At 60.3% G+C, this 20,586-nt stretch carries 14 protein-coding genes, 1 tRNA gene and 3 pseudogenes; 9 read left to right on the plus strand and 9 right to left on the minus strand.

Going from position 1 to position 20,586, the window contains the following annotated elements:
- Positions 1-119: 119 nt before the first annotated feature.
- The 3 genes from LOY38_RS04990 to LOY38_RS05000 are packed head-to-tail and all read left to right on the plus strand — an operon-like array spanning position 120 to position 3,685.
- Positions 120-779 (plus strand): paraquat-inducible protein A, encoded by a 660-nt coding sequence (locus LOY38_RS04990; RefSeq protein ID WP_258699069.1) that lies wholly within the window; start codon positions 120-122, stop codon positions 777-779.
- Entirely contained in the window at positions 766-1,389 is a 624-nt protein-coding gene (locus LOY38_RS04995; protein WP_258699070.1) for a paraquat-inducible protein A, read from the plus strand. Before LOY38_RS04990 ends, LOY38_RS04995 begins: the two co-directional genes overlap by 14 nt.
- Positions 1,382-3,685 (plus strand): intermembrane transport protein PqiB, encoded by a 2,304-nt coding sequence (locus tag LOY38_RS05000; RefSeq protein WP_258699071.1) that lies wholly within the window; start codon positions 1,382-1,384, stop codon positions 3,683-3,685. Before LOY38_RS04995 ends, LOY38_RS05000 begins: the two co-directional genes overlap by 8 nt.
- Before the next feature lie 97 nt (positions 3,686-3,782).
- On the opposite strand, the gene mksF is transcribed toward LOY38_RS05000, so the two are convergent.
- From mksF to mksB, 3 genes are read right to left on the minus strand one after another with little or no spacing between them, the layout of a single operon-like run.
- A complete protein-coding gene (mksF, locus tag LOY38_RS05005; RefSeq protein WP_258699072.1) occupies positions 3,783-6,623 on the minus strand; it encodes an Mks condensin complex protein MksF in 2,841 nt (946 codons plus the stop codon).
- Positions 6,620-7,321 carry an Mks condensin complex protein MksE gene (mksE, locus tag LOY38_RS05010; protein ID WP_258699073.1) on the minus strand — a complete coding sequence of 234 codons (702 nt, stop codon included), beginning with the start codon at positions 7,319-7,321 and terminating at the stop codon, positions 6,620-6,622. The genes mksF and mksE overlap by 4 nt, the downstream gene beginning before the upstream one ends.
- The gene (mksB, locus tag LOY38_RS05015; RefSeq protein ID WP_258699074.1) at positions 7,311-8,585 is read right to left on the minus strand and encodes an Mks condensin complex protein MksB; all 1,275 of its coding nucleotides are present in this window, start codon (positions 8,583-8,585) and stop codon (positions 7,311-7,313) included. Before mksB ends, mksE begins: the two co-directional genes overlap by 11 nt.
- Before the next feature lie 206 nt (positions 8,586-8,791).
- Here mksB and LOY38_RS05020 point away from each other — a divergent pair, with 206 nt between their 5' ends.
- Positions 8,792-9,538 carry an energy transducer TonB gene (locus LOY38_RS05020; RefSeq protein WP_258700657.1) on the plus strand — a complete coding sequence of 249 codons (747 nt, stop codon included), beginning with the start codon at positions 8,792-8,794 and terminating at the stop codon, positions 9,536-9,538.
- Positions 9,531-9,983, plus strand: coding sequence for a ribosomal protein S18-alanine N-acetyltransferase (gene rimI / locus LOY38_RS05025; protein ID WP_258699075.1), 453 nt, complete (start codon positions 9,531-9,533; stop codon positions 9,981-9,983). Before LOY38_RS05020 ends, rimI begins: the two co-directional genes overlap by 8 nt.
- A 116-nt stretch (positions 9,984-10,099) precedes the next feature.
- Here rimI and LOY38_RS05030 read toward each other — a convergent pair whose 3' ends face one another.
- Positions 10,100-10,486 carry a serine kinase/phosphatase gene (locus LOY38_RS05030; RefSeq protein ID WP_258699076.1) on the minus strand — a complete coding sequence of 129 codons (387 nt, stop codon included), beginning with the start codon at positions 10,484-10,486 and terminating at the stop codon, positions 10,100-10,102.
- 168 nt (positions 10,487-10,654) lie between these two features.
- On the opposite strand from LOY38_RS05030, the gene can reads away from it, so the two are divergent.
- Positions 10,655-11,299 carry a carbonate dehydratase gene (gene can / locus LOY38_RS05035; protein WP_258699077.1) on the plus strand — a complete coding sequence of 215 codons (645 nt, stop codon included), beginning with the start codon at positions 10,655-10,657 and terminating at the stop codon, positions 11,297-11,299.
- A 129-nt stretch (positions 11,300-11,428) separates the two neighbouring features.
- On the opposite strand, the gene LOY38_RS05040 is transcribed toward can, so the two are convergent.
- Positions 11,429-12,601, minus strand: a complete 1,173-nt coding sequence (locus LOY38_RS05040; RefSeq protein WP_258699078.1) for a hypothetical protein — start codon at positions 12,599-12,601, stop codon at positions 11,429-11,431.
- A gap of 216 nt (positions 12,602-12,817) precedes the next feature.
- A pseudogene (locus tag LOY38_RS05045) lies at positions 12,818-13,174 on the minus strand (TIGR00366 family protein); the annotation flags it as partial.
- 90 nt (positions 13,175-13,264) lie between these two features.
- Between LOY38_RS05045 and LOY38_RS05050 the strand changes: the two are divergent.
- The 3 genes and pseudogenes from LOY38_RS05050 to LOY38_RS30255 form a co-directional block, all read left to right on the plus strand.
- A complete protein-coding gene (locus LOY38_RS05050; RefSeq protein WP_258699079.1) occupies positions 13,265-14,578 on the plus strand; it encodes an MFS transporter in 1,314 nt (437 codons plus the stop codon).
- 208 nt (positions 14,579-14,786) lie between these two features.
- Positions 14,787-15,473 (plus strand): annotated as a pseudogene (locus tag LOY38_RS30250) (PAS domain-containing protein); the annotation flags it as partial.
- A gap of 105 nt (positions 15,474-15,578) precedes the next feature.
- A pseudogene (locus tag LOY38_RS30255) lies at positions 15,579-16,013 on the plus strand (methyl-accepting chemotaxis protein); the annotation flags it as partial.
- A 120-nt stretch (positions 16,014-16,133) separates the two neighbouring features.
- Here the strand turns inward: LOY38_RS30255 and ggt are convergent.
- The 3 genes from ggt to LOY38_RS05070 all read right to left on the minus strand — a co-directional run bounded on the left by ggt (position 16,134) and on the right by LOY38_RS05070 (position 20,380).
- Positions 16,134-17,978 carry a gamma-glutamyltransferase gene (gene ggt, locus LOY38_RS05060; protein ID WP_258699081.1) on the minus strand — a complete coding sequence of 615 codons (1,845 nt, stop codon included), beginning with the start codon at positions 17,976-17,978 and terminating at the stop codon, positions 16,134-16,136.
- A 151-nt stretch (positions 17,979-18,129) separates the two neighbouring features.
- Positions 18,130-18,206 (minus strand) — tRNA-Met (locus LOY38_RS05065).
- Between the two features lie 116 nt (positions 18,207-18,322).
- A complete protein-coding gene (locus LOY38_RS05070; RefSeq protein WP_258699082.1) occupies positions 18,323-20,380 on the minus strand; it encodes a methyl-accepting chemotaxis protein in 2,058 nt (685 codons plus the stop codon).
- Positions 20,381-20,586: the final 206 nt, after the last annotated feature.

Below are 20,586 nucleotides of genomic sequence, written 5' to 3' on the forward strand. Positions count from 1 at the left end.
AGGTAGGGGTTTTGTTTTGCCCGCAGAAAAAGTCTACTTCGCTGGCAATACAAAATTGCACAGTTATTTTCGACTCAGAACACTAGAATAGGTCCAACTTTTTTGGAGCCAGAGCCTTTATGCCAGATTCGGTTGACGCCCCTGGGCTGTCAGATTTACCGCTGGACGGTTTGGTAGCGTGTCATGAGTGCGACTTGCTGATGCGCAAGCCTGAACTCGCCCATGGTGAGAAGGCCATTTGTCCACGCTGCGGTTATGAACTGTATGCCCATCGGCACAATGTCGTGCAGCGCAGTCTCGCCCTGGTCATTGCCGCACTGTTGTTGTACATCCCCGCGAACTTTTTACCCATCATGCAGCTCCATCTACTCGGGCAGTCATCGAATGATACTGTCTGGAGCGGCGTTGTCGGCCTGTTCGATACCGGTATGCAGGGCGTAGCAGCAGTGGTATTTCTCTGCAGCATGGGGATTCCACTGCTCAAGCTGCTCTGCCAATTGGTCGTGCTGCTGAGTATCCGCTTCGATATCGGACGCAGTTACGGTTTGCTGCTCTACCGCATTTATCACCATCTACGGGACTGGGGGATGCTCGAGGTTTACCTCATGGGCGTACTGGTTGCGATCGTCAAGTTGGCCGATATGGCGGCGATTACCGTAGGTTTTGGTCTGGCATGCTTTATCAGTTTGTTGTTGGTCCAGGTCTGGCTGGAAGTGGTGATGTCACCGCATCAGATCTGGCAGGCTTTATCAGGAGAAGATGCCCATGCGGGCGATTGATGCGGGCATTCTGATTTGTGGCGAATGCCACGAGTTGAATAAGCAGGAAGCCGACACCGACGAGCAGGTCTGCACCCGCTGCGGTGCGCTGGTTCACGCGCGCCGTCCGAACAGCCTGATGCGTACCTGGGCGCTGCTGGTCACGGCTGCGATTATTTATATCCCGGCCAATGTGCTGCCGATCATGACCGTCAGCTCCCTGGGCCAGGGCGATCCGAGCACCATCATGTCCGGCGTGATCCAACTGGTTCAGCACGGCATGATTCCAATCGCAGCCGTGGTTTTTATCGCCAGTATTCTGGTACCAACGTTCAAACTGGTGGGCATCGGGTTGTTGCTGTTTTCGGTGCAGCGCCGCCAGCCACTCTCGGCACGCCAGCGTATCTGGATGTACCGCTTTATCGAGTTCATCGGCCGCTGGTCGATGCTCGATATTTTTGTGATCGCCATCCTGGTGGCGGTTGTGAATTTCGGACGGCTTGCCAGCGTCGAAGCCAATCTTGGCGCCATCGCCTTCGCCAGTGTGGTGATTCTGACGATGCTTGCCGCAGTAACTTTCGATCCCCGACTGATTTGGGATAACACGGAGTCGGACGACGACCATGACTGAGTTGCCTAAAGCGAAAACCCGACCAGCCTCGAACTGGTCTGCCATTTGGGTGTTGCCCCTGATCGCCTTGCTCATCGGCGGCTGGCTCGCCTGGCGTGCCTACAGCGAGACAGGCATCGAGATTCAGGTGCGCTTCGAAAGTGGTGAAGGCATTCAGGCCAACAAGACCGAAGTCGTCTACAAAGGTATGTCAGTCGGTAAAGTTAAAGCCCTCACACTCGATGACGAAGGCAGCTCCAAAGGCGTGATCGCCACCGTCGAGATGAACAAGGACGTGGAGCAATACCTCAAGACCAGCACGCGCTTCTGGCTGGTCAAGCCGAGCGTGACCCTGGCCGGTATCACGGGCCTGGAGACGCTCGTCTCGGGTAACTATGTGGCCGTCAGCCCAGGGGAAGGCGAGCCGACCCGCAAGTTCAAGGCCTTGGCCCAAGAACCACCGCTGTCGGACGCCAAGCCCGGTCTGCACCTGACCATCAAGGCCGATCGTCTCGGCTCGCTGAATCGCGGCAGCCCGGTGTTCTACAAGCAGATCCAGGTCGGTCAGCTTAAAAGCTACTTGCTGTCCGCGGACCAGAGCACTGTCGAACTCAAAGTCTTCATTGAGCCGACCTACGCCAGCCTGGTGCGTAAACACACGCGTTTCTGGAATGCCAGCGGCATCAGTATCGACGCCAACCTGTCCGGTGTGAAAGTGCGTAGCGAGTCCCTCGCCAGCATCGTCGCCGGTGGTATTGCGTTTGCCACACCGGAAAACCGCAAGGACAGCCCGCCCACCGATCCAAGCCTGCCGTTCCGTCTCTATGAAGACTTCGATGCAGCCGCCGCCGGTATTCGGGTCAAGGTCAAACTCAGCGATTTCGAAGGCCTGCAGGCCGGTCGTACGCCGGTGATGTACAAAGGTATCCAGGTCGGCAATCTGAAAGCGCTCAAGATTGACCCGGACCTGTCCAGTGCGACTGCCGAGTTGACCCTCGATCCGCTGGCCGAAGAGTACCTGGTCACCGGCACGCAGTTCTGGGTGGTCAAACCGTCGATTTCGCTCGCCGGTATTACCGGTCTGGAAGCGTTGGTCAAAGGTAACTACATCGCCGTGCGCCCCGGCGACAAGGGCGGCGCACCACAGCGTGAGTTCGAAGCACGGGCCAAGGCGCCGCCGCTGGATCTGCGTTCGCCGGGCCTGCATCTGGTGCTGTTCACCGACAATCTCGGTTCTCTGGAGGTCGGCAGTCCGATTCTCTACAAGCAGGTCAAGGTGGGTTCGGTGCAGAGCTACCAGTTCTCCCGTACTAAAAAGCAGCTGGTGATCGGTGTGCACATCGAGAAGGAATACGAAGGGCTGGTCAACGCCTCGACGCGTTTCTGGAATGCCAGCGGCATTACGCTAACGGGTGGACTGACCGGCGGCATCCAGGTCAAAAGTGAGTCGTTGCAAAGCCTGATGGCTGGCGGCATTGCCTTCGAAACCCCGGAAGCCAAAGCGCCGTTGCAGAAGCGGATTCCACGTTTCCGGCTGTTCGCCAACCATGACGAGGCGACGCAGAAAGGTGCCGTGGTGACCATCAAGGTTGATCGCGCCGATGGCCTTCGCACGGGCACACCGATTCGATTCAAAGGCCTGGACGTTGGCAAGATCGAGGACGTCGACCTCAGTGACGACTTGCAATCAGTGCTACTGACGGCGCGGATCAGTGAAGTGCCGGAGCGTATCGCTCGGGTGGGCAGTCAGTTCTGGGTGGTCAAACCTGAATTGGGTCTGATCAAGACGTCCAACCTCGAGACACTGGTGACCGGGCAGTACATCGAAGTGCAGCCAGCGCCGAAGAACCTCGGCCCGCAAAAGAACTTCGTGGCTTTGACCAATCCTCCGGAAACCGCCAAGGAAGAGGCCGGTTTGAGCCTGGTGTTGAGTGCTGCTCGTCGGGGATCGCTGAAGACCGGGGTGCCCGTCACCTATCGCGAAATCACGGTAGGCAAGGTGACCGGTTATGAACTGGGCCAGACGGCTGATCGAGTGTTGGTGCACATCCTGATCGAGCCCAAATACGCGCCACTGGTGCGCAGCGGCACGCGGTTCTGGAACACCAGTGGTTTTGGTTTTGACTACGGCTTGTTCAAAGGTGCGACCATACGCACCGAATCGCTGGAGACGCTGATTCAGGGCGGCATCGCCTTTGCCACACCGGATGGCGACCGCATGGGAGTTCCGGCGCGGCCCGAGCAAACGTTCCCGTTGTTCGACAAGTTCGAAGATGAATGGCTGACTTGGGCGCCGAAGATCTCGATCGGCAAGTAGTTTATCGGCCTCAAACTCACAGAAAGTCTTTAGTCATTGCATAAAAAAGGCCGCGATCCATTTGGATCGCGGCCTTTTTTGGGCTTCGGTTTAAGCGTCAGACCGCATCCAGCTCTGGCTCATCAGCTTGTACAACAACGGTAGCCTTCACTTCATCGTGACGACGGATGTACTTCCAGTCCGCCTCGTCGATGTAGATGCCATTCGGGCCGCTGCCACCTTCCAGGTCGATGGCGACACTGGCGCAGACTTGCGGTTTCACACTCGCCAGGATCGGCACGAAGCCCAGTTGCAGGCTGGTTTCCAGCAGCGCTGCCTGGTTCTTCTCGTCGATGTCCGCCGCCTCGTCGAGGTAGTACGGCAGGCGCACGCGACCGGCCTGGTCGCGGTCCATCAAGTGCAGCAACAAGTACATGTTGGTCAGCGCCTTGATGGTCATGGTGGTGCCGTTGGACGCCGCGCCGTCGATGTCGGTGTGGATCACCGGCGATCCGTTGACCTTGGTGATCTCGAACGCCAGCTCGAACAAGTCCTTGAGTCCGAGCTGGTTGTGGTTGGCCGCCACCAGCCGCGCCAGATATTCCTTGGCTTCTTCGTTTTTGTTGTCCTGATCGGCGCTTTGACTCAGGTCGAAGACGGAGAGGGTTTCGCCTTCTTCGTATTGGCCGGCGCTGTGGATGATCTGGTCAATGTGCTTGAGCGCTTCCTTGTTCGGCGCGAGCACGATACGGAAGCTCTGCAGGTTGGAAACCTGACGCTTGTTGATCTCACGGTTGAACAGCGCCAGTTGATGCTCGAGGCTGTCGTAGTCGCTGCGGATGTTGCGCAGGGTCCGGGCGATGTCGGTCACGGCCGCACGGCGCGCCTTGCCGAGGGTCAGGGCTTCGTCGGTGCGGTGTGCATACGCGTTGATCAGCAGTTGCAGGCGACGTTCCATATCGTCTTCGCTGTCGAACTTGGCCACACCCTTGAGGCGAACCTGCGCGTAGAGCGCTTCGATTTGCCCGTCGCTGCGCAGCAAACCTTGCCAGCTGTCCTGATAGTCATTGAGCAACGGCAGCAGGTTGTCCATGGAGTCATCGACCGGGTCCATGAACGGCGTGCCGAAGGGCAGGTCGGCCGGCAACAGCTGACGGCGGCGCAGGGCGTCGTCGAGGGTGCGTTGCTTGGCTTCCATGTCGCCGATCTGGCGGCCGACCAGTTGCAGCTTGGCCGACAGTTGCTGGACGCGCTCGGTGAAGGCGTCGCTGGAGCGTTTCAATTCATCCTGAGCCGCTTCCATTTGCGCCAATTGCTCAAGCTTGTCGCCTTCTTCGGCGCTCAAGGTTTGCGTGCGACGGAAGTCTTCCAGGGCTTTCTGCGCATCCAGCACTTGCTGGTAAAGCGCTTCAGTCTGGGTCTTGCTCGCGGCGCGGTCGGCGGCTACGGCTTGTTGGGTCTTCAGTTGCTTGAGTTCTTTGTCCAGACGCTCTTTCTGATCGCGTAGCGCCGCGCGGTCAGCCAGGGCTTGCAGCGCTGGAGGCTCAATGTGCGAGATGTCGATGGACAGGCCCGGCACTTCGAAGCGCTCGCCTTTGAAGCCATCGAGGATCAGCTCCATGGATTTGACCCACTGGCCGTCCTCGTCCAGCGTGATGCCATGCTCGCCTAGCGGCAGGCTGAACAGCGCGCTGTTGAACAGGCGCATCAAGCGCTCGACGTCCTGCTGCGAGAATTCTTCGCGCAGTCGGGCGTAGCTGTTGTTGTCAGCGTGATCGAGTTGCTGCTTGACCGACTTCAGGCGTTTTTCCAGATCGCGCAGGCGCTCTTCGAGGTCTTCGGCACTGAACTGGCGGGACTGAGCCAGCGCACCGGCCAGTTCGTCGTGCGCGTCCTTGGCCGCGAGCAGTTGCTGCTCGAGGACTTTGACGTCATCGACCAGGGCGAAGCGATGCTTGAGCACCGACAACTCGCCGAGCCAGCGCTGGATGCCGGTGATTTCCCGCTCCAGACGCATCAGCTCTTGAGTACCGCCGCGTTGATCGTTTTGCAGGGCGTCCTGCTCGTTGCGGTAGTGCTCGGCCTGAATCGTCAGTTCTTCCTTGCGCGCACTGGCGTAATCCGACCAGGTGCCAAGCAAGGAGTCGAGAAGCGGCGAGATCCGGTGCAGTTTGCCGCGCAGGATATTGCGCTGGGCCACGCCAGCGGCCAGTGCTTCAACCAGTGGGCCAGCGGTGACCAGCGAGTTGTAATCCTGCTCCATGCGGCGAACATCGCGGAAGGCTTCTTCGCACGCGGCGATGTAATCGACACTGCCGGAACGCAGGCTGTGTTCGAAGGCATCGAGAAACAGCTGCTTGAGCTTGGCCGCGGTGATTTCGCGCATGTGCAGCAAGTTGATGAACAGGGCGCGGAAGGTCTTCAGGCTCTGCTCGCTGGTGGAGCGCAGCGGGATCAGCGTCAGGTCCAGCGGAATCGAGGTGTGGCCGCCCACCAGCAAACGACGCAGTTCATCCGGCTTGAGTTCGTAGGCTTTCAGGCCTTCGCGCTCAAGGTTGGTGAACAATTCTTTCTGACGCAGGCAGGTGTCATTTTTCTGGTAATGGGCCAGGTCGAGCTTGCCGGCGTAGGCAAAGAACTGGTGACCGAAACCGCCGCCCGGGCCGCGGCCGACCACGCCGATCACGTGCGGGCCGTGGGGCAGGGAAACTTCGACCAGGATGTAACTGGTGTCCGAGGCGAAGTAGAAACGCCGGGATTGCTCCAGGCTGTACTTGCCGAAACTCATGTCCGACATGCGCGCCAGAATCGGGAACTGCAAGGCGTTGATCGAGGCGGATTTACCGAGGTTGTTCGCGCCGTAAACCGACAGCGGCTCTTCCAGCGGGAACAGGCCGAGGCTGTAACCGGCGGTGTTCAAAAGGGCAAAGCGGCGAATGCCGTAGCGTTCCTTGCTCATGCGTCGGTCTCCTGTTCTTCGGCAATGGCGCGGGCCATGGCGTCTTCTTCGCTTTCTTCCTCGAAGTCACTCAAGTCGAGCGGATCATCGGTTTGCAGTAATTTTTCGTCGCTATCGTCGTCGATCAACACTGGAACCGGCAGAGGCAACACGCTGTGCAGGCTGGCCGCCAGATCGCGGTCCTGCTGAACCGACAGGCACACGTCGAGGAAACGGTGCATCGGCGGCAGGAAACGGTAGATGCCGGTCTCTTCGCTGGCGAATCCGAGCTGGGTCATGCGGCGCATGATTTTTTCTTCGAGTTCTTCGACGGTCTGCACTTCGGCCTGGATAAACAGGTCGCGGTATTTCTCCAGCAGCGATGGCAATTCATCGCGGCCGAGGCTGCCCCCATCCAGCACGGCGACCGGGTCGCGGCCCTGATCGGCCAGATGCTCGACGAGAATGAAGGTGAACAGCGCCAGACGTTGCGCGGTCTTGTTCACTGCCGCAGCAGCGAGGTCCGGCACGAAGTAGTAGAAACCACGTGTGTCGCAGACCAGCTCAAAGCCCAACGCCTTGAACAGCGTGCGGTACTGGTCCTGGAAGTTAGACAGTTGCGCGTACAGCTCCGGATCGCGGCGGCTGACGTGGTAGCCCTTGAACAGCTCGCGAAAGATCGGCGCCAGCTGGGACAGTTCGTTTAGATCAAGATGCATGTGGGGTGCTCGCAGAATCCTCGGCGGTGTCGCGGGCCGAGAGCAGGGCGAAGGAGCGCAGGCTGACCTGGTGCTCATGAGTGTGGTAATCGCGGCGTTCCAGACGCTCGCGCTTGAAGCGTTTTTCCCGCGACAGGCGCGAGAACCAGTACAGCAATTCGTCGGTGGCGCCGTCCGGCTCCTGCTCCAGCAGCCAGGTCATCAGGTCTGGCATCGGCAGGGCGTCTTCGCAGCGCTCGAGCATTTCCCGAACCGTGCGTGGTGCGCGCGGGGCTTCGCCTTTCTGGGTCTTGTGAGCCTTGGGAAAACGCGCCGGTTTTGGCTCGAAACGGGCCAGAGCGTACACATAGGCTTCGACCTGACTGGCGCTGCCGAGGAAGGTGCTTTGCGGACGAGTGAACAGCGGCATTGCGGCTTGCGGCACCGCATCGATGCCTTTTCGACGAATGGCCGACAGCGCGAGCGCCGCGCCACGGGTCACAGCGTTGTGCCGACGCGCTTCTTCGCGCAGCGGCAGCAGCAGTTCACGGGCATGACGCAAGGTCAGCTGGGCGCTGGTCTGCATCTCGAGGATTCGTGCGTGGGTGCGCAGCAGCATGTCGTCGTCGACCAAGTGGCCGAGACGCTGCTGTTCGGTGAGCATCTTCAGCAGGACGTTTTCGACCTTGCGCACGCCTTGTTCGAAGGCGCCGTCGGCGTTCACCAACTGGATCATCGGTTCGACGTATTCGTCCCAGGTCGCGAGCACTTCAGCGTAGCGCTGACGCAGCGGAATCTGCCGGTCGCTGGTCTTGGCCCGCTCGGCGACGGCCACCAGGGCCTGTTCGTCGTTGGCGAGTTTCTTCAGCACGTCGCGCACGCGCATGTCGAGCAGGCGCAGCTGACGTGCCAGGTCGTTGCCGTCGCGAATGTCAAAGGCGTCCTGGATGTAACCGGCCAGGCGCTCGAGGTGGCGCAGGTAGGCTTCGATTTCCAGGCACAAGCCCAGACGGTGTTCGCGACGCAGGTAAGCGAGGAAGTCGTGAATCTGCGCGTTGAGCTCGAAACGGTTCGGGCTTTTCGCCACGGGAACCAGAATGTCGAGGCGGATCCACACGTCCAGCAGGCTGGTGATGTCCTGCGGTGTACTGTCCAGTTGCTGGGCGGCCAACTGTGAACGCAGTTCGTTGAGGCTCAGGGTGCCTTGGTCGAAGTGCTCGCACAGTGGCTCCAGAAGTGCCCAGTGTTCAGCGAGGGCGCGCAAGACGCGCTTGGGTTCGATCATCGGAATGGCCGGCTGGTTGGCGATTAAAAGCCGCGATTGTACTGCATCGCAGCCGTGTCGATTCACTCTCGGGACGGACTGTTGGTTTTCTATCGATCAAGCGCGGGCGATCTTGAGCGAAGGGCGGTAGAATCACCGCACTTTAGTTATCCACAAGTGGCCGACCTTTGCTTATCGAGTCCCGTCGCCGCGCTTATTTGGCCGCCATGCAGGTGGTCAACTGGCTGCCGCGCACCGAATTGCCCTTTGCTGCGCCGTCGCGGCCCGAGCTCCTGGAGATGCCTGAACCGTTGGTCATCGCCCCGGTTGCGCCGGCTCCCGTGGCTGATGCGTCGGTGGAACCTGCGGTCAAACCGGCCGAGCGGGTGAAAATCGAGGTGCCGCGTCCATCATTGTCGAGCACGCGCACCGGGGCCAAAGTGGTGGAGGAAGCCGAAGAAGCGCCGGTTATCGCCAAGGCTCCTCAGGTTCCGCCACCGCGTTTCGCCCTGCAATTGCTGCGCGCCGGTCGTTGCCTGTTACTGGTGGAGTTACCCACAGGCGAAACCTTCCAGACCCGCGATCCGGCCTATCTGTTGCTCAAGGACATGCTGCGCGCCGCCGGTCTGCCGGACAGCCCGCAGATCGTCGGCGAGCCGGTGCGCTGGCCGCTGCTGACGCGCGGGACCATGGATCAAGGGCCGGAAGCGGCTCGGGATTTCGTACAGGGCTTTTTGTCGGCCCGACTGGAAGACGCTCCGTGCGTCTGCCTGTGGCTGATCGGCCTGCCGGCGGTGCGTTTTGCCGGTGAGGCGAACGCCGAATCCTTCAACCGTGAACTCCAGGTCGAAGGCCTGGGCTCGGTCTGGGCCTTGCCGGGTCTGGAATTATTAATGGAAGAGCCACAGCGTAAGGCTGATGTCTGGCAAGCCATGCGTCGGCTGATGGCGCGTTGGAAAGAATCGAATGAGTGACGCTGTATCGTTTCGCCCGATGACCGAGGCGGACCTGGACGCTGTACTGAAAATCGAATATGCGGCCTACAGCCATCCCTGGACCCGCGGGATTTTTCTCGATGGCCTGGGCAAGTACCAGATCTGGCTGATGTTCGAAGGGCAGCAGCAGGTCGGCCACGGTGTGGTGCAGATCATTCTTGACGAGGCGCATCTGCTGAACATCACCGTCAAACCGGAAAACCAGGGCCGTGGCCTGGGTTTGACGCTGCTGGAGCATTTGATGTCGATTGCCTACAAGGCGCAGGCGCGTGAATGCTTTTTGGAAGTGCGCGACAGCAACCGGGCGGCGTTTCGGTTGTATGAGCGGTATGGGTTCAATGAGGTCGGGCGTCGACGGGATTACTACCCGGCGGTGGGTGGACGGGAAGATGCGGTGGTCATGGCCTGCACTTTGGTTGATTGATCCCCAGTAGGAGCTGCCGAAGGCTGCGATCTTTTGATCTTCCATAGGCGCGCCATCGCAAAGATCAAAAGATCGCAGCCTTCGGCAGCTCCTTGGCATCCGGTCAGACCTGTAGATCAGCGCTTGCTGTCTAACGGATCGCGCCGCGCCAACTCTGCTTCATCCAGCCCATTGCCCCCGCCGATGTCGTCCTCATCGACAATGCTCAAATCCCAATCCGCCTGGCCGCCTTCACCTTCTTCGTGGGCATCCCGTGCGCCGTCTTCACGAATGAGGGTTTCCGGGCTCATGTCATCGTCGGTGGATTCATTGTCCCCGGTCATGCCAGCTTCACGGATGCGCTTGTCGGGCATCTTCTGTGCACGCTCGGGTTCGGGGATCAGGTCGCCGATTCTGGCGCCAGGTTCTTCTTCGTCGAAATCCAGCTCACGCACCGAGCGGTCCTCGTCGTCGTCGATGGCCTTGGGTTGCACCGGATCGACCGGACGTCGTGAATCAGTCATGGTAATTCCTCATACTGTAGGCCTTACTACAGTTGACCCACTGGGCTGCTGAGAATTCCACCGGTATGGAGCGCCGGGCAAATGCATCAGGGGGTATCTACATCGCGCGCGTGACCCCGACAGACGGTTGTCTGTCAAAGAAGCGCATCATTCTCGAGGCTTCATTGCATGAACGAATTACAAGATCTGATTGATAACAACGAACGCTGGGCTGACGCGATCACCAAAGAAGATCCTGACTTTTTCGCCAAACTGGCCCGTCAGCAAACACCGGAATTCCTGTGGATCGGCTGCTCCGACGCTCGCGTGCCGGCCAACGAGATTGTTGGCATGCTGCCGGGCGACCTGTTTGTCCACCGCAACGTGGCCAACGTGGTGTTGCACACTGACCTCAACTGCCTGTCGGTCATTCAGTACGCAGTCGATGTACTCAAGGTCAAACACATCCTCGTCACCGGCCACTACGGTTGCGGTGGTGTACGTGCATCGATGCAGGATCGTCAGTTGGGCTTGATCGACGGTTGGCTGCGCTCGATTCGCGATCTCTATTATGAAAAACGCGACGAACTGGCCAAGTTGGCCACTGAAGAAGAACGGGTCGACCGCCTCTGCGAACTCAACGTGATTCAGCAGGTCGCCAACGTCGGTCACACCAGCATTGTGCAAAACGCCTGGCACCGTGGGCAGAGCCTGTCGATCCACGGTTGCATCTACGGCATCAAGGACGGTCGCTGGAAAAGCCTGAACGCCACCATCAGCGGTTTCGAACAGTTGCCGCCGCAGTACCGTTTGCGTCCGGTCGAGGCGTTGTAAAGCCGCTCGGGCTTCTGTTCAGCAGAGGCGCCGCCGATGCGTCCGGCAAATACGGCTGATACGTGGTAAGTCGCACAGGGCAGCAATCCCGCATGAGCCGTGGCTCATGCGGGAAAGGCTTTCATCGTTTTACAGGTGCGGGGCATCGGTGGAGGTTACAAGGGACGGGGCCTGCAGTTGTTTCAGCTCAGATTTGACCGGCGCTGTTGCGCACTTGGCCACCGCTTGTTCAGGCGTCAGGTTGCGGATCGAGATGTAGAACAGCTCGCAGGTTTTTTCTTTCTGGGTCACTTGCCAGGTTTGAGTACAGCGCTTCAGCTGATCGGCTGGGTTGCTGCCGGGTTTGCTGCCCATCCCGGCCTGCCAGCACGCGGCGCTCAAATCCTGCCCCATGACTTTCAGCCCCGCGGCGTCGGCCTTGGCCTGCGCATCGTCGCCGCTATAGGCTTCGGGGTCGGCGGCGTACCAGATGTAGCTCGGGTGGTTGGAACCCAGTACGGGTACCGCCACGCCCTTGCTCGGGATGATGGTTGCCAGGCCCAGCACGTCCACGGTCTGCCCGTATTGTTGCTTGATCCAGTTACGCACCGGTGAACCAAAGGCGACCATTGGCAATGCAGCGCCTTTGGCATTCTGGCTGACTTCCTTGACCATGGTGGTCTGGTAGTCCGTGAAATAGTTGTAGACGCCTTCCAGATCCTTGCCGGCGGTGGACGGCGCGGCAATCGGCGCGATGTCGATGATGGTCTGATAGGCCGGCGTCTGGTCGGCGGGAATGTTGTTGGCGGTCAGCAGCGCGGCCCAGCGATCGGTGGTCTTGGACTCCAGATAGTCCTGGGCCTGGGTCAGTGAGTAATCTGGCGGGAAGTGCAGCAGTTCGACGCTTTTGCGGTTTTCCAGCGCCATACCCAGCGGCAGGAACAGGTACCAGTTATAAGTCCATTTACCATCGGCACTCAGTTTGCTGGCGCCGTTGTAAGCCAGATCCCCTGCATTGAGCAATGCGGTCAGTGGCTTGTCGTAGCCTTTGGGCACACCGCTGATAGTGGCGTAGAGCTGCTTGTTGTCGGTTTTGACCACCACTTTTGCGGTTTTGTAGCCATCGCGTTGTACGCTTTGGGTCAAGTAATGCTCGACGGTCTGCTCCAGTGTCCAGTTACGAAAGCAGATGACGTTGCAGTTGTTGGGGTAGGCGAACAGCCGGGTGACGCGTTCGGTACTGCCCAGATTCAGATCGACATCGGCGTGGGCGGCGGCACTCAGGGTGAGTGCGGCGAGAGTGAGTCCTGCGAGTTTGAACATGCTCAGATCCTTTTCAGCGTGAGCCCTCGGAGGCGGGGCGAGTACATACTGAAACTACTTGTGTCGAGCGGTCTAGTACCCACGTGAAAAGATCGTCAGTAATGTGCGGGCTTGCTCGCGAAAGCGGAGTATCAGGCGACATCTCTATCGACTGGAAGACCGCTTTCGCGAGCAAGCCCGCTCCCACACTGGATTTGTGGTGATTTGAAGGTCTGTTTAAGGCATTACCGGCGTCATATACGCAAGCGTCGTCCCCAGCGCCCACAGCAGAAACAGCACCAGTGGCGCATGCACCAGCAATTGCACGAACGAAAACCCGATCAGGTCCCGGGCCTTCAACCCGAGCACGCCCAGTAGCGGCAGCATGTAGAACGGGTTGATCAGGTTCGGCAGGGCTTCGGCGGCGTTGTAAATCTGCACGGCCCAGCCCAGATGGTAGTTCAGGTCATTGGCCACTTGCATGACGTACGGCGCTTCAATAATCCATTTGCCGCCGCCGGACGGGATGAAGAAACCGAGGATGGCCGAGTACCCCCCCATCAGCAGGGCGTAGGTGTCGTGGGACGCGATTTGCGTTTGGGACTATGGTCTAACGGGTTGTCCACACGCGCATTTGCGTAGACCATGGGCGCCTTGGTTTTTTGCCTGCCAGAGTTCTTTTCCATGACTGCCAACACTGATGCGCGCCCGGCGCCCTTCACCCGCTCGGACTACAAGACCCTGGCGCTTGCAGCCCTGGGCGGTGCGCTGGAAATCTACGACTTCATCATTTTCGTATTTTTCGCGCTGACCCTCAGCCAACTGTTCTTCCCGCCGGAAATGCCCGAGTGGCTGCGCCTGCTGCAAAGCTTCGGGATCTTCGTCACCGGCTACCTGGCGCGCCCGTTGGGCGGGATTCTGATGGCACATTTCGCCGACCGGTTGGGGCGCAAGAAGGTGTTCAGCCTGAGCATCCTGATGATGGCGTTGCCGTGTCTGCTGATCGGGATCATGCCGACCTACGCCCAGATCGGCTATTTCGCGCCGCTGTTGCTGTTGGCCCTGAGGGTCCTGCAAGGCGCGGCGGTGGGCGGTGAGGTGCCAAGCGCCTGGGTGTTCGTCGCCGAACACGCGCCGGTCGGGCATCGCGGTTATGCCCTCGGTTTTCTGCAGGCCGGGCTGACCTTCGGCTACCTGATCGGCGCCTTGACGGCGACTTTCCTGGCACAGGCGTTCACCCCCACGGAAGTCCTCGATTACGCCTGGCGTTACCCGTTTCTGCTGGGCGGCGTGTTTGGCGTCATCGGTGTCTGGCTGCGCCGCTGGCTCAGCGAAACCCCGGTGTTCATGGCGATGCAGGCTCAGCGCGAGGCTGCTGTCGAACTGCCGCTGCGTACGGTCCTGCGTGAGCACCGCCTGGCGATGGTGCCGGCGATGATCCTCACCTGCGTGTTGACCTCGGCGGTGGTGGTGTTCGTGGTCATCACCCCGACCATGATGCAGAAAACCTTCGGCATGACCGCCAGCCACACCTTCGCCCTGAGTGCCTTGGGCATCGTCTTTCTGAACATCGGCTGCGTGCTCGCCGGGCTGTTGGTCGACCGCGTCGGCGGCTGGCGCACGGTGATGCTGTATAGCCTGCTGCTGCCTCTGGGCATCGGCGTGCTCTACACCAGCCTGATCATTGAAAGTCAGTGGGTCGGTCTGGCCTATGCGGTGGCCGGCCTCGGTTGCGGGGTCGTGGGCGCCGTGCCGTCGGTGATGGTCAGCCTGTTTCCGGCGCGGATTCGCGTTTCGGGGATTTCCTTCACCTACAATATTGCCTACGCCGCCTGGGCCAGTATCACGCCGCTGTTGCTGATCGGTCTGATGCCGTGGAGTCCGTGGATTTGCGTGATCTTCTGCGCGGCGATGGGGGCGGTGGGCATCGGCAGCGCGGCATATTTCGGCGCGCGGATGCCGCGAATTGGACGCTGTTCAGTGGCTCGCGCGGTATGAGGGTGTTCGTACTGCCACTATTTTTGTAGGACAGCCCTGAAACACTCTTCAGAAAATATCCCTAAGGCCGATGGCTAGGCTGTATACCGCTTTCTATCTCTGCCATCGGTGCTTTCCCATGTTCAACAAACGCTTGAAGCAGGAGCTGTCGGCTCTTCGCGAAGAACTCTCCAGCCTTTTGCAAGTCAAGGAGAGTCTGGAAAGTGAGATGCTGGTCCTGACCCTCGATCCCGATGGGCGAATTCAATCGGCCAACCAAAACTTCATCGGCGAGATGCTCTACAAAAGCAACGACCTGATCGGCCGGAATATTGAAGACATCGTCCCGGTCCATGTGAGGTCGGACGAGTTCCACCACCGTTTCAAGGCCGCGCTGAACCGTGGCGAGCACTTTGCCGGTGCGGTACGTTTGCTGCGCGGTAACGGTGCTGAAGCCTGGCTGCGTTCGATCATGCAGCCGGTGCGCTCGTCGGACGGCCAGATCAAACAATTTTCGATTTTTGCCAGCGACCTGACCCGTACCATCGAGGCGTCCCGTGAGCATGAGAACCTGATTGGCGCACTGGTGCGCTCGACGGCGGTGATCGAGTTCGACCTCAATGGCAACGTGCTGATGGCCAACGAGCGGTTCCTCAACGGCATGGGGTACAGCCTGGCGCAGATCCAGGGCAAACATCACCGCATCTTCTGCGCACCAGAGGAATACAACAGCGCCGAGTATCAGGACTTCTGGCGCCGCCTGAACGCCGGCGAGTTTGTGGCTGACCGCTTCAAGCGCGTCGACAGCCACGGTCGTGTGGTCTGGCTGGAGGCTTCCTACAACCCGGTGGTCGACGCCAACAACAAGCTTTACAAAGTGGTGAAATTTGCCACGGTGATTACCGATCAGGTGAATCAGGAACGCGCTGTCTCCGAAGCGGCCAACATTGCCTACGGCACTTCTCAGCAAACCGACCAGAGTGCACAGCGCGGCACGGCCGTGGTGACCCAGGCCGTGGACGTGATGCGTGATTTGGCCAAACACATGCAAACCGCCGGCGAAGGCATCGAAGCGCTGAACGAGCAATCGCTGGTGATCGGCACCATCGTCAAAACCATCAGCGGCATCGCCGAACAGACCAACCTGCTGGCGCTCAACGCGGCCATCGAAGCGGCTCGCGCTGGTGAACAGGGGCGGGGTTTTGCCGTGGTGGCTGACGAAGTCCGGCAACTGGCCTCGCGCACCAGCCAGGCGACCGATGAAATTGTCGGCGTCGTACGCCAGAACCAGGACATGGCGCGCAACGCCGTGGCACTGATGACCGACGGTAAACTCCAGGCGGAACAGGGTTTGGCGCTGGCGGCAGAAGCGGGGACGGTGATCGTCGAAATCCAGGACGGGGCGCAAAAAGTGGTGAACGCGGTCGGGCAGTTTGCCAACCAATTATCGACTTGATGTCCTCCATTCAGGCGTGGGTAGCCCTCAAAAAGGGGCTACCTGCTTCAAACCAGGCCTCATGTTTTCCGGGGATGGCCTGAATTTCCCGGTAAGCCTTTCCTCATTCCTGCGTACGATTCAATCCCCCAACGCTTCCCCCTCTCGCCGTGGATCGGCCCCGCCGGCCAACGCCGCTTTCCCCTGCGCATCCTTGACCCGAACAACCGCCTGAGTCCCGCTGGTCATGTCGATCTCGTTCACACTGTGCCCTTTGTCTTTCAGTGCCTGAATCAGCGCCGGGCTGAACTGCCCCAGTTCCAGTTCTGTCGGGCCGTTGCGGCTGCCGAAGTTGGGCAGGTTGATGGCGGCTTGTGGGTCCAGGTTCCAGTCGAGCAGGCCAATGGTGGATTTGGCCACGTACTCGATGATCTGCGAGCCGCCGGGCGAGCCGACAGTGGCCACGAACTCGCCGCTCTGGCGGTCGAGGATCAGCGTTGGCGCCATGGACGAGCGCGGGCGTTTACCCGGTTCGACGCGGTTGGCGACCTTTTGCCCGTGCTCTTCGGGGATGAACGAGAAGTCGGTCATCTGGTTGTTGAGCAGAAAACCCTGGACCATCAAGTGTGAGCCAAATGCCGCTTCCACGGTGGTGGTCATGGACACGGCGGCGCCCTCGTCATCGACCGCCACCACCTGCGAGGTGGAGATGCGCAACGGCGAGCGGTCCGGCGCGTAGGCGACCTGAATGCCCGGCGGGGTGCCGGGTTTGGCCTGGCCCATGCTGCGCTCGCCAATCAAGGTTGCGCGGGTCGCCAGATAAGTCGGGTCGACCAACCCTCTGACTGGCACGGGTACGAAGTCGGTGTCAGCGACGTACTGCGCGCGATCGGCGTAAGCCAGGCGCTCGGCTTCGGCGATCAGGTGCACGGCTTCAGGGGCTGGCTCTATGCCCGCCGGTTTGCTGGTCTTGACCGGTTTGAGTGGCGCCAGGGCAAAGCGTGGGTCGCGAGTTTCCAGGGCCTGCAAGGTGCCAAGGATCTGCGCCACGGCGATCCCCCCCGATGACGGCGGCGGCATGCCGCAAACTTGCCAGCGTTTGTAGTCGGTGCACAGCGGCGCGCGTTCCTTGGCCTTGTAGTCTTGGAGATCGTTCAGCGACAGGCTGCCGGGGTTGGTATGGCCTTGAACCTTGGCGACGATTTCTTTTGCGATCGGCCCTGTGTACAGCGCGTCGGGGCCTTCCTTGGCGATGCGTTTGAACACCGCGGCGAGTGCCGGGTTTTTCAGCTGCGTACCGACGGCTTTCGGGTGGCCATCGGCAGTCAGAAAGTAGGCGGCCATGTCCGGTGAGTGCTGGATAAACGCGTCGGTCGCGATCAACTGATGCAGTCGTGGCGAGATGGCGAAGCCTTGTTCCGCGAGTTTGATGGCCGGTTCGAACAGCTTCACCCACGGCAGGCGACCGTGCTTGCGATGGGCCAGCTCCAGTGCCCGCAACACGCCCGGCGTGCCCACTGAGCGCCCGCCGATCTGCGCCTGGGTGAACGGCATCGGTGTGCCGTCGGCTTGCAGGAACAGTTTCTCGTTGGCGCCGGCCGGAGCGGTTTCGCGACCGTCGTAAGTGCGCACAGCCTTGCCATCCCATAGCACGATCAACGCGCCGCCACCGATACCCGATGATTGCGGTTCGACCAGCGTCAACACCGCTTGCATGGCAATGGCTGCGTCAATCGCCGAGCCTCCCGCACGCAACATCTCCCGCCCGGCTTCAGCTGCCAGCGGATTGGCGGCTGCGGCCATGTGTTTGGAGGCGTACCGGGTTTGCAGGTCGGTGCGATAACCGGCGGCGATTTCCGGCGCGACCGGCAGAGTCGAGACCGAAGGTGACGCGGGCGGGGCATTACACGCGGCGAGGGTTAAAGCGGTGGCGATCAGCGAAAGGGCTGACAGGCAATGGCGGCTCAAGCGCAAGGTTGAGAACACGCGGGGCACTCCGTCCGTGGGATAAAAGGTCCGGGGACTTTATCGGCCTGAGGGGGAGGGACGCAAATCACGTCTGCCGTCCTGAAACGAATGCCACTTTTCTCGAGGCATAAAAAAACGGCCTACCTTTCGGTAAGCCGTTTTTAGTACTTGGTGGCTACACAGGGACTTGAACCCCGGACCCCAGCATTATGAATGCTATGCTCTAACCAACTGAGCTATGTAGCCAAGTGGCGCGCATTATTCACCTGTAACGAAGATGCGTCAAGCGTAAATCTAAAATATTTCTCCACACTTTCAACCGCTTATCCCGCTGGCCCGAAAAATCGGGCCAGGGGAGGGCGTCAACTGAGCTGAAATCTTCCGGTATTCGCACTCAAGGCCTTACTGCCCAGGCTCAAGGTGTCTGCCGCCAGGTTCACTGCCCGTGCGCCTTCAAGCAGGCGTAAAGCAGCCTGATCGACTTGCTGGATGTTGCCGCTGACTTCATCGGCGGTACTCGCTTGCTCTTCGACAGCGGTGGCAATTTGCGCCAGGGTGTCGGTGACGCTCTGCACCGCGCTGGCGATTTCCCCCAGGCGTTCACCGAGACCAGTGACGGCTTGCGCATCCGATTGTGCCTGGCCGCAGGCGGCTTCCATCAGGCTTACCGCTTCGTTCACGGTGCTGCGCAGGCTGTCGACGGTGCCGGCGATCTGCGCGGTGGAGGACTGGGTGCGTTGCGACAGGCTGCGTACTTCATCGGCCACCACCGCAAAGCCGCGACCTTGCTCGCCGGCCCGTGCGGCCTCGATGGCGGCGTTGAGGGCCAGCAGATTGGTCTGCTCGGCGACGCCGCGAATCGTATCGACCACCAATTGAATCTGCTGGCCTTGTTCGCTGACCCGACCCAATGCTGCTGCAGTGTCGTTCAAACGCTGATTGAGCTGCTGAATACTCGCCGTCGTGCGTTGGCTGTCGCGGCTGCTGTCGGCGGCGATGCGCTGGGTGTGCTGAGCGCTGCCAGACGCCTGTTCGCAACTCTGGGCGACCCCTTGGGAGGTCGCGGCCAATTGCGTGGCCGCTGCGGCGATCTGGCTGATCTGCAACTGCTGGGCCTCGACTTCGCCGAGGGCGCCGCTGGAGTGATCGTTGAGGGTGCGTACTGCGTTACTCAGCTGCAGGGTTTCGTGATCGACCCCCAGCAAACTGTTGCGCAGTTGCACCACGGCGACGTTTAGCGCGGTGCTGATCGCTGCCAGTTCGTCGCGGCCCTGCACTGGTACTTGCAGGCTCAGGTTGCCGTCGCGCAATGCTTCGGCCAACAGCGTGATGCCGCTGGCGCTGCGACGGATCGAGGCCTGTAAACAGATGAACAGGTACAACGCGGCCAGCAGCAGGCAGCCAAAAATTATCGCCACCACGATGAACTGGCGGATGGCCGAGCCGTGGTAATAATCCAGCCGTTGATCCAGCGAAACCAACGATTGCTGACGCATCGAGGCGAGGTTGCCGAGCAGGGCATCGAGGCTGCGTTCGAAGTCCTCCGGTTTAAGGTTGATGCTGCCGCCGAAGACGCCGTCGTCCAGCACCTTCAAACCGGCATCCAGATGTTTGAGGCTGTCGTGGTATTGCCCGGCCCAGGTTTGCAAGGCGCTGGGCAGGCGTGCTTCCAGCAGGCTGGCGGTTTTCACCAGCTGCTCCCGGGCATCGCCGATGCGGCTGCGCAAGTCCCGCAGTTGCAGACGGCTTTGCAGGGTGAACTGCCCGGACACCACCGATGCCTGGCCGACTGCGGCGAGGCGGCCGACCCGTTCGATCAGGTCCGGTGCATGCTGGGTTGAAATCTGCGTCAGCAGCCAGGTTTCCAGCCATGGTGCCAGGGTCAGGCGATTATCCATCGCGATTTGTTCGCGCAAGGCTTGCAGAGCGCTCAAGGCATTGGTGAAGCGATCGTAACCGTCCGGCCACCAACCGACGCTGCTCAGGCTTTTCGAGTCCAGGCCGGTGAGGGCGGTTTGCAGGGTTTGATAGCGGGCAAGGGTTTCGCCCTCGGCGCCTTCGGTTTTCAGGGCATTGCCCAAGTCCGTGGTGGCTTGGGCCACAGCCGGCTGAACCGTGTCGAAGGCTGCCATCGCCGCGATGGTTGCGGGTGTCGGCTGGCGATTGGTTTCGGTGGCGCGCCAGCGCGCGGCGCGGTCACGCTGGGCGGCGAGCAGGTTGTCGAGCGCATCCAGGGCGAGCAATTGACGAACCCCGGCACGTTCGCCGGAGATCAGGCTCAACTTGTCACGATAGTCTTGCCCGATCATCCACAGGCTGCCAGCGAGTGGCAGGATAAACAGTAGAAACAGCAACTGAAATTTTCGCGCGAAGCCGAAACGCCCCAGCAGCCCGATCCCCGGTGATAAAAAAGCCTGCATGCCCCATGACTCCTCTGGACACCACGCACCATTGGCGTGCATCGAGGTCATTGAGACCGCGACTTGTGTCCTTCTAAAAGGCCTCGAAAGTTCACCTTGGTCCGCTCTGTAGGCCGACTCTGTAGCGAAACTTCCCATTCTCGGTCCCCTTTATAAGGGGCCGCGTTGAAGCAGATAAGCAAGGCAAGATTCAGACCATGGCGTTG

The organism is Pseudomonas sp. B21-015, from assembly GCF_024749285.1.
Classification (GTDB): domain Bacteria; phylum Pseudomonadota; class Gammaproteobacteria; order Pseudomonadales; family Pseudomonadaceae; genus Aquipseudomonas.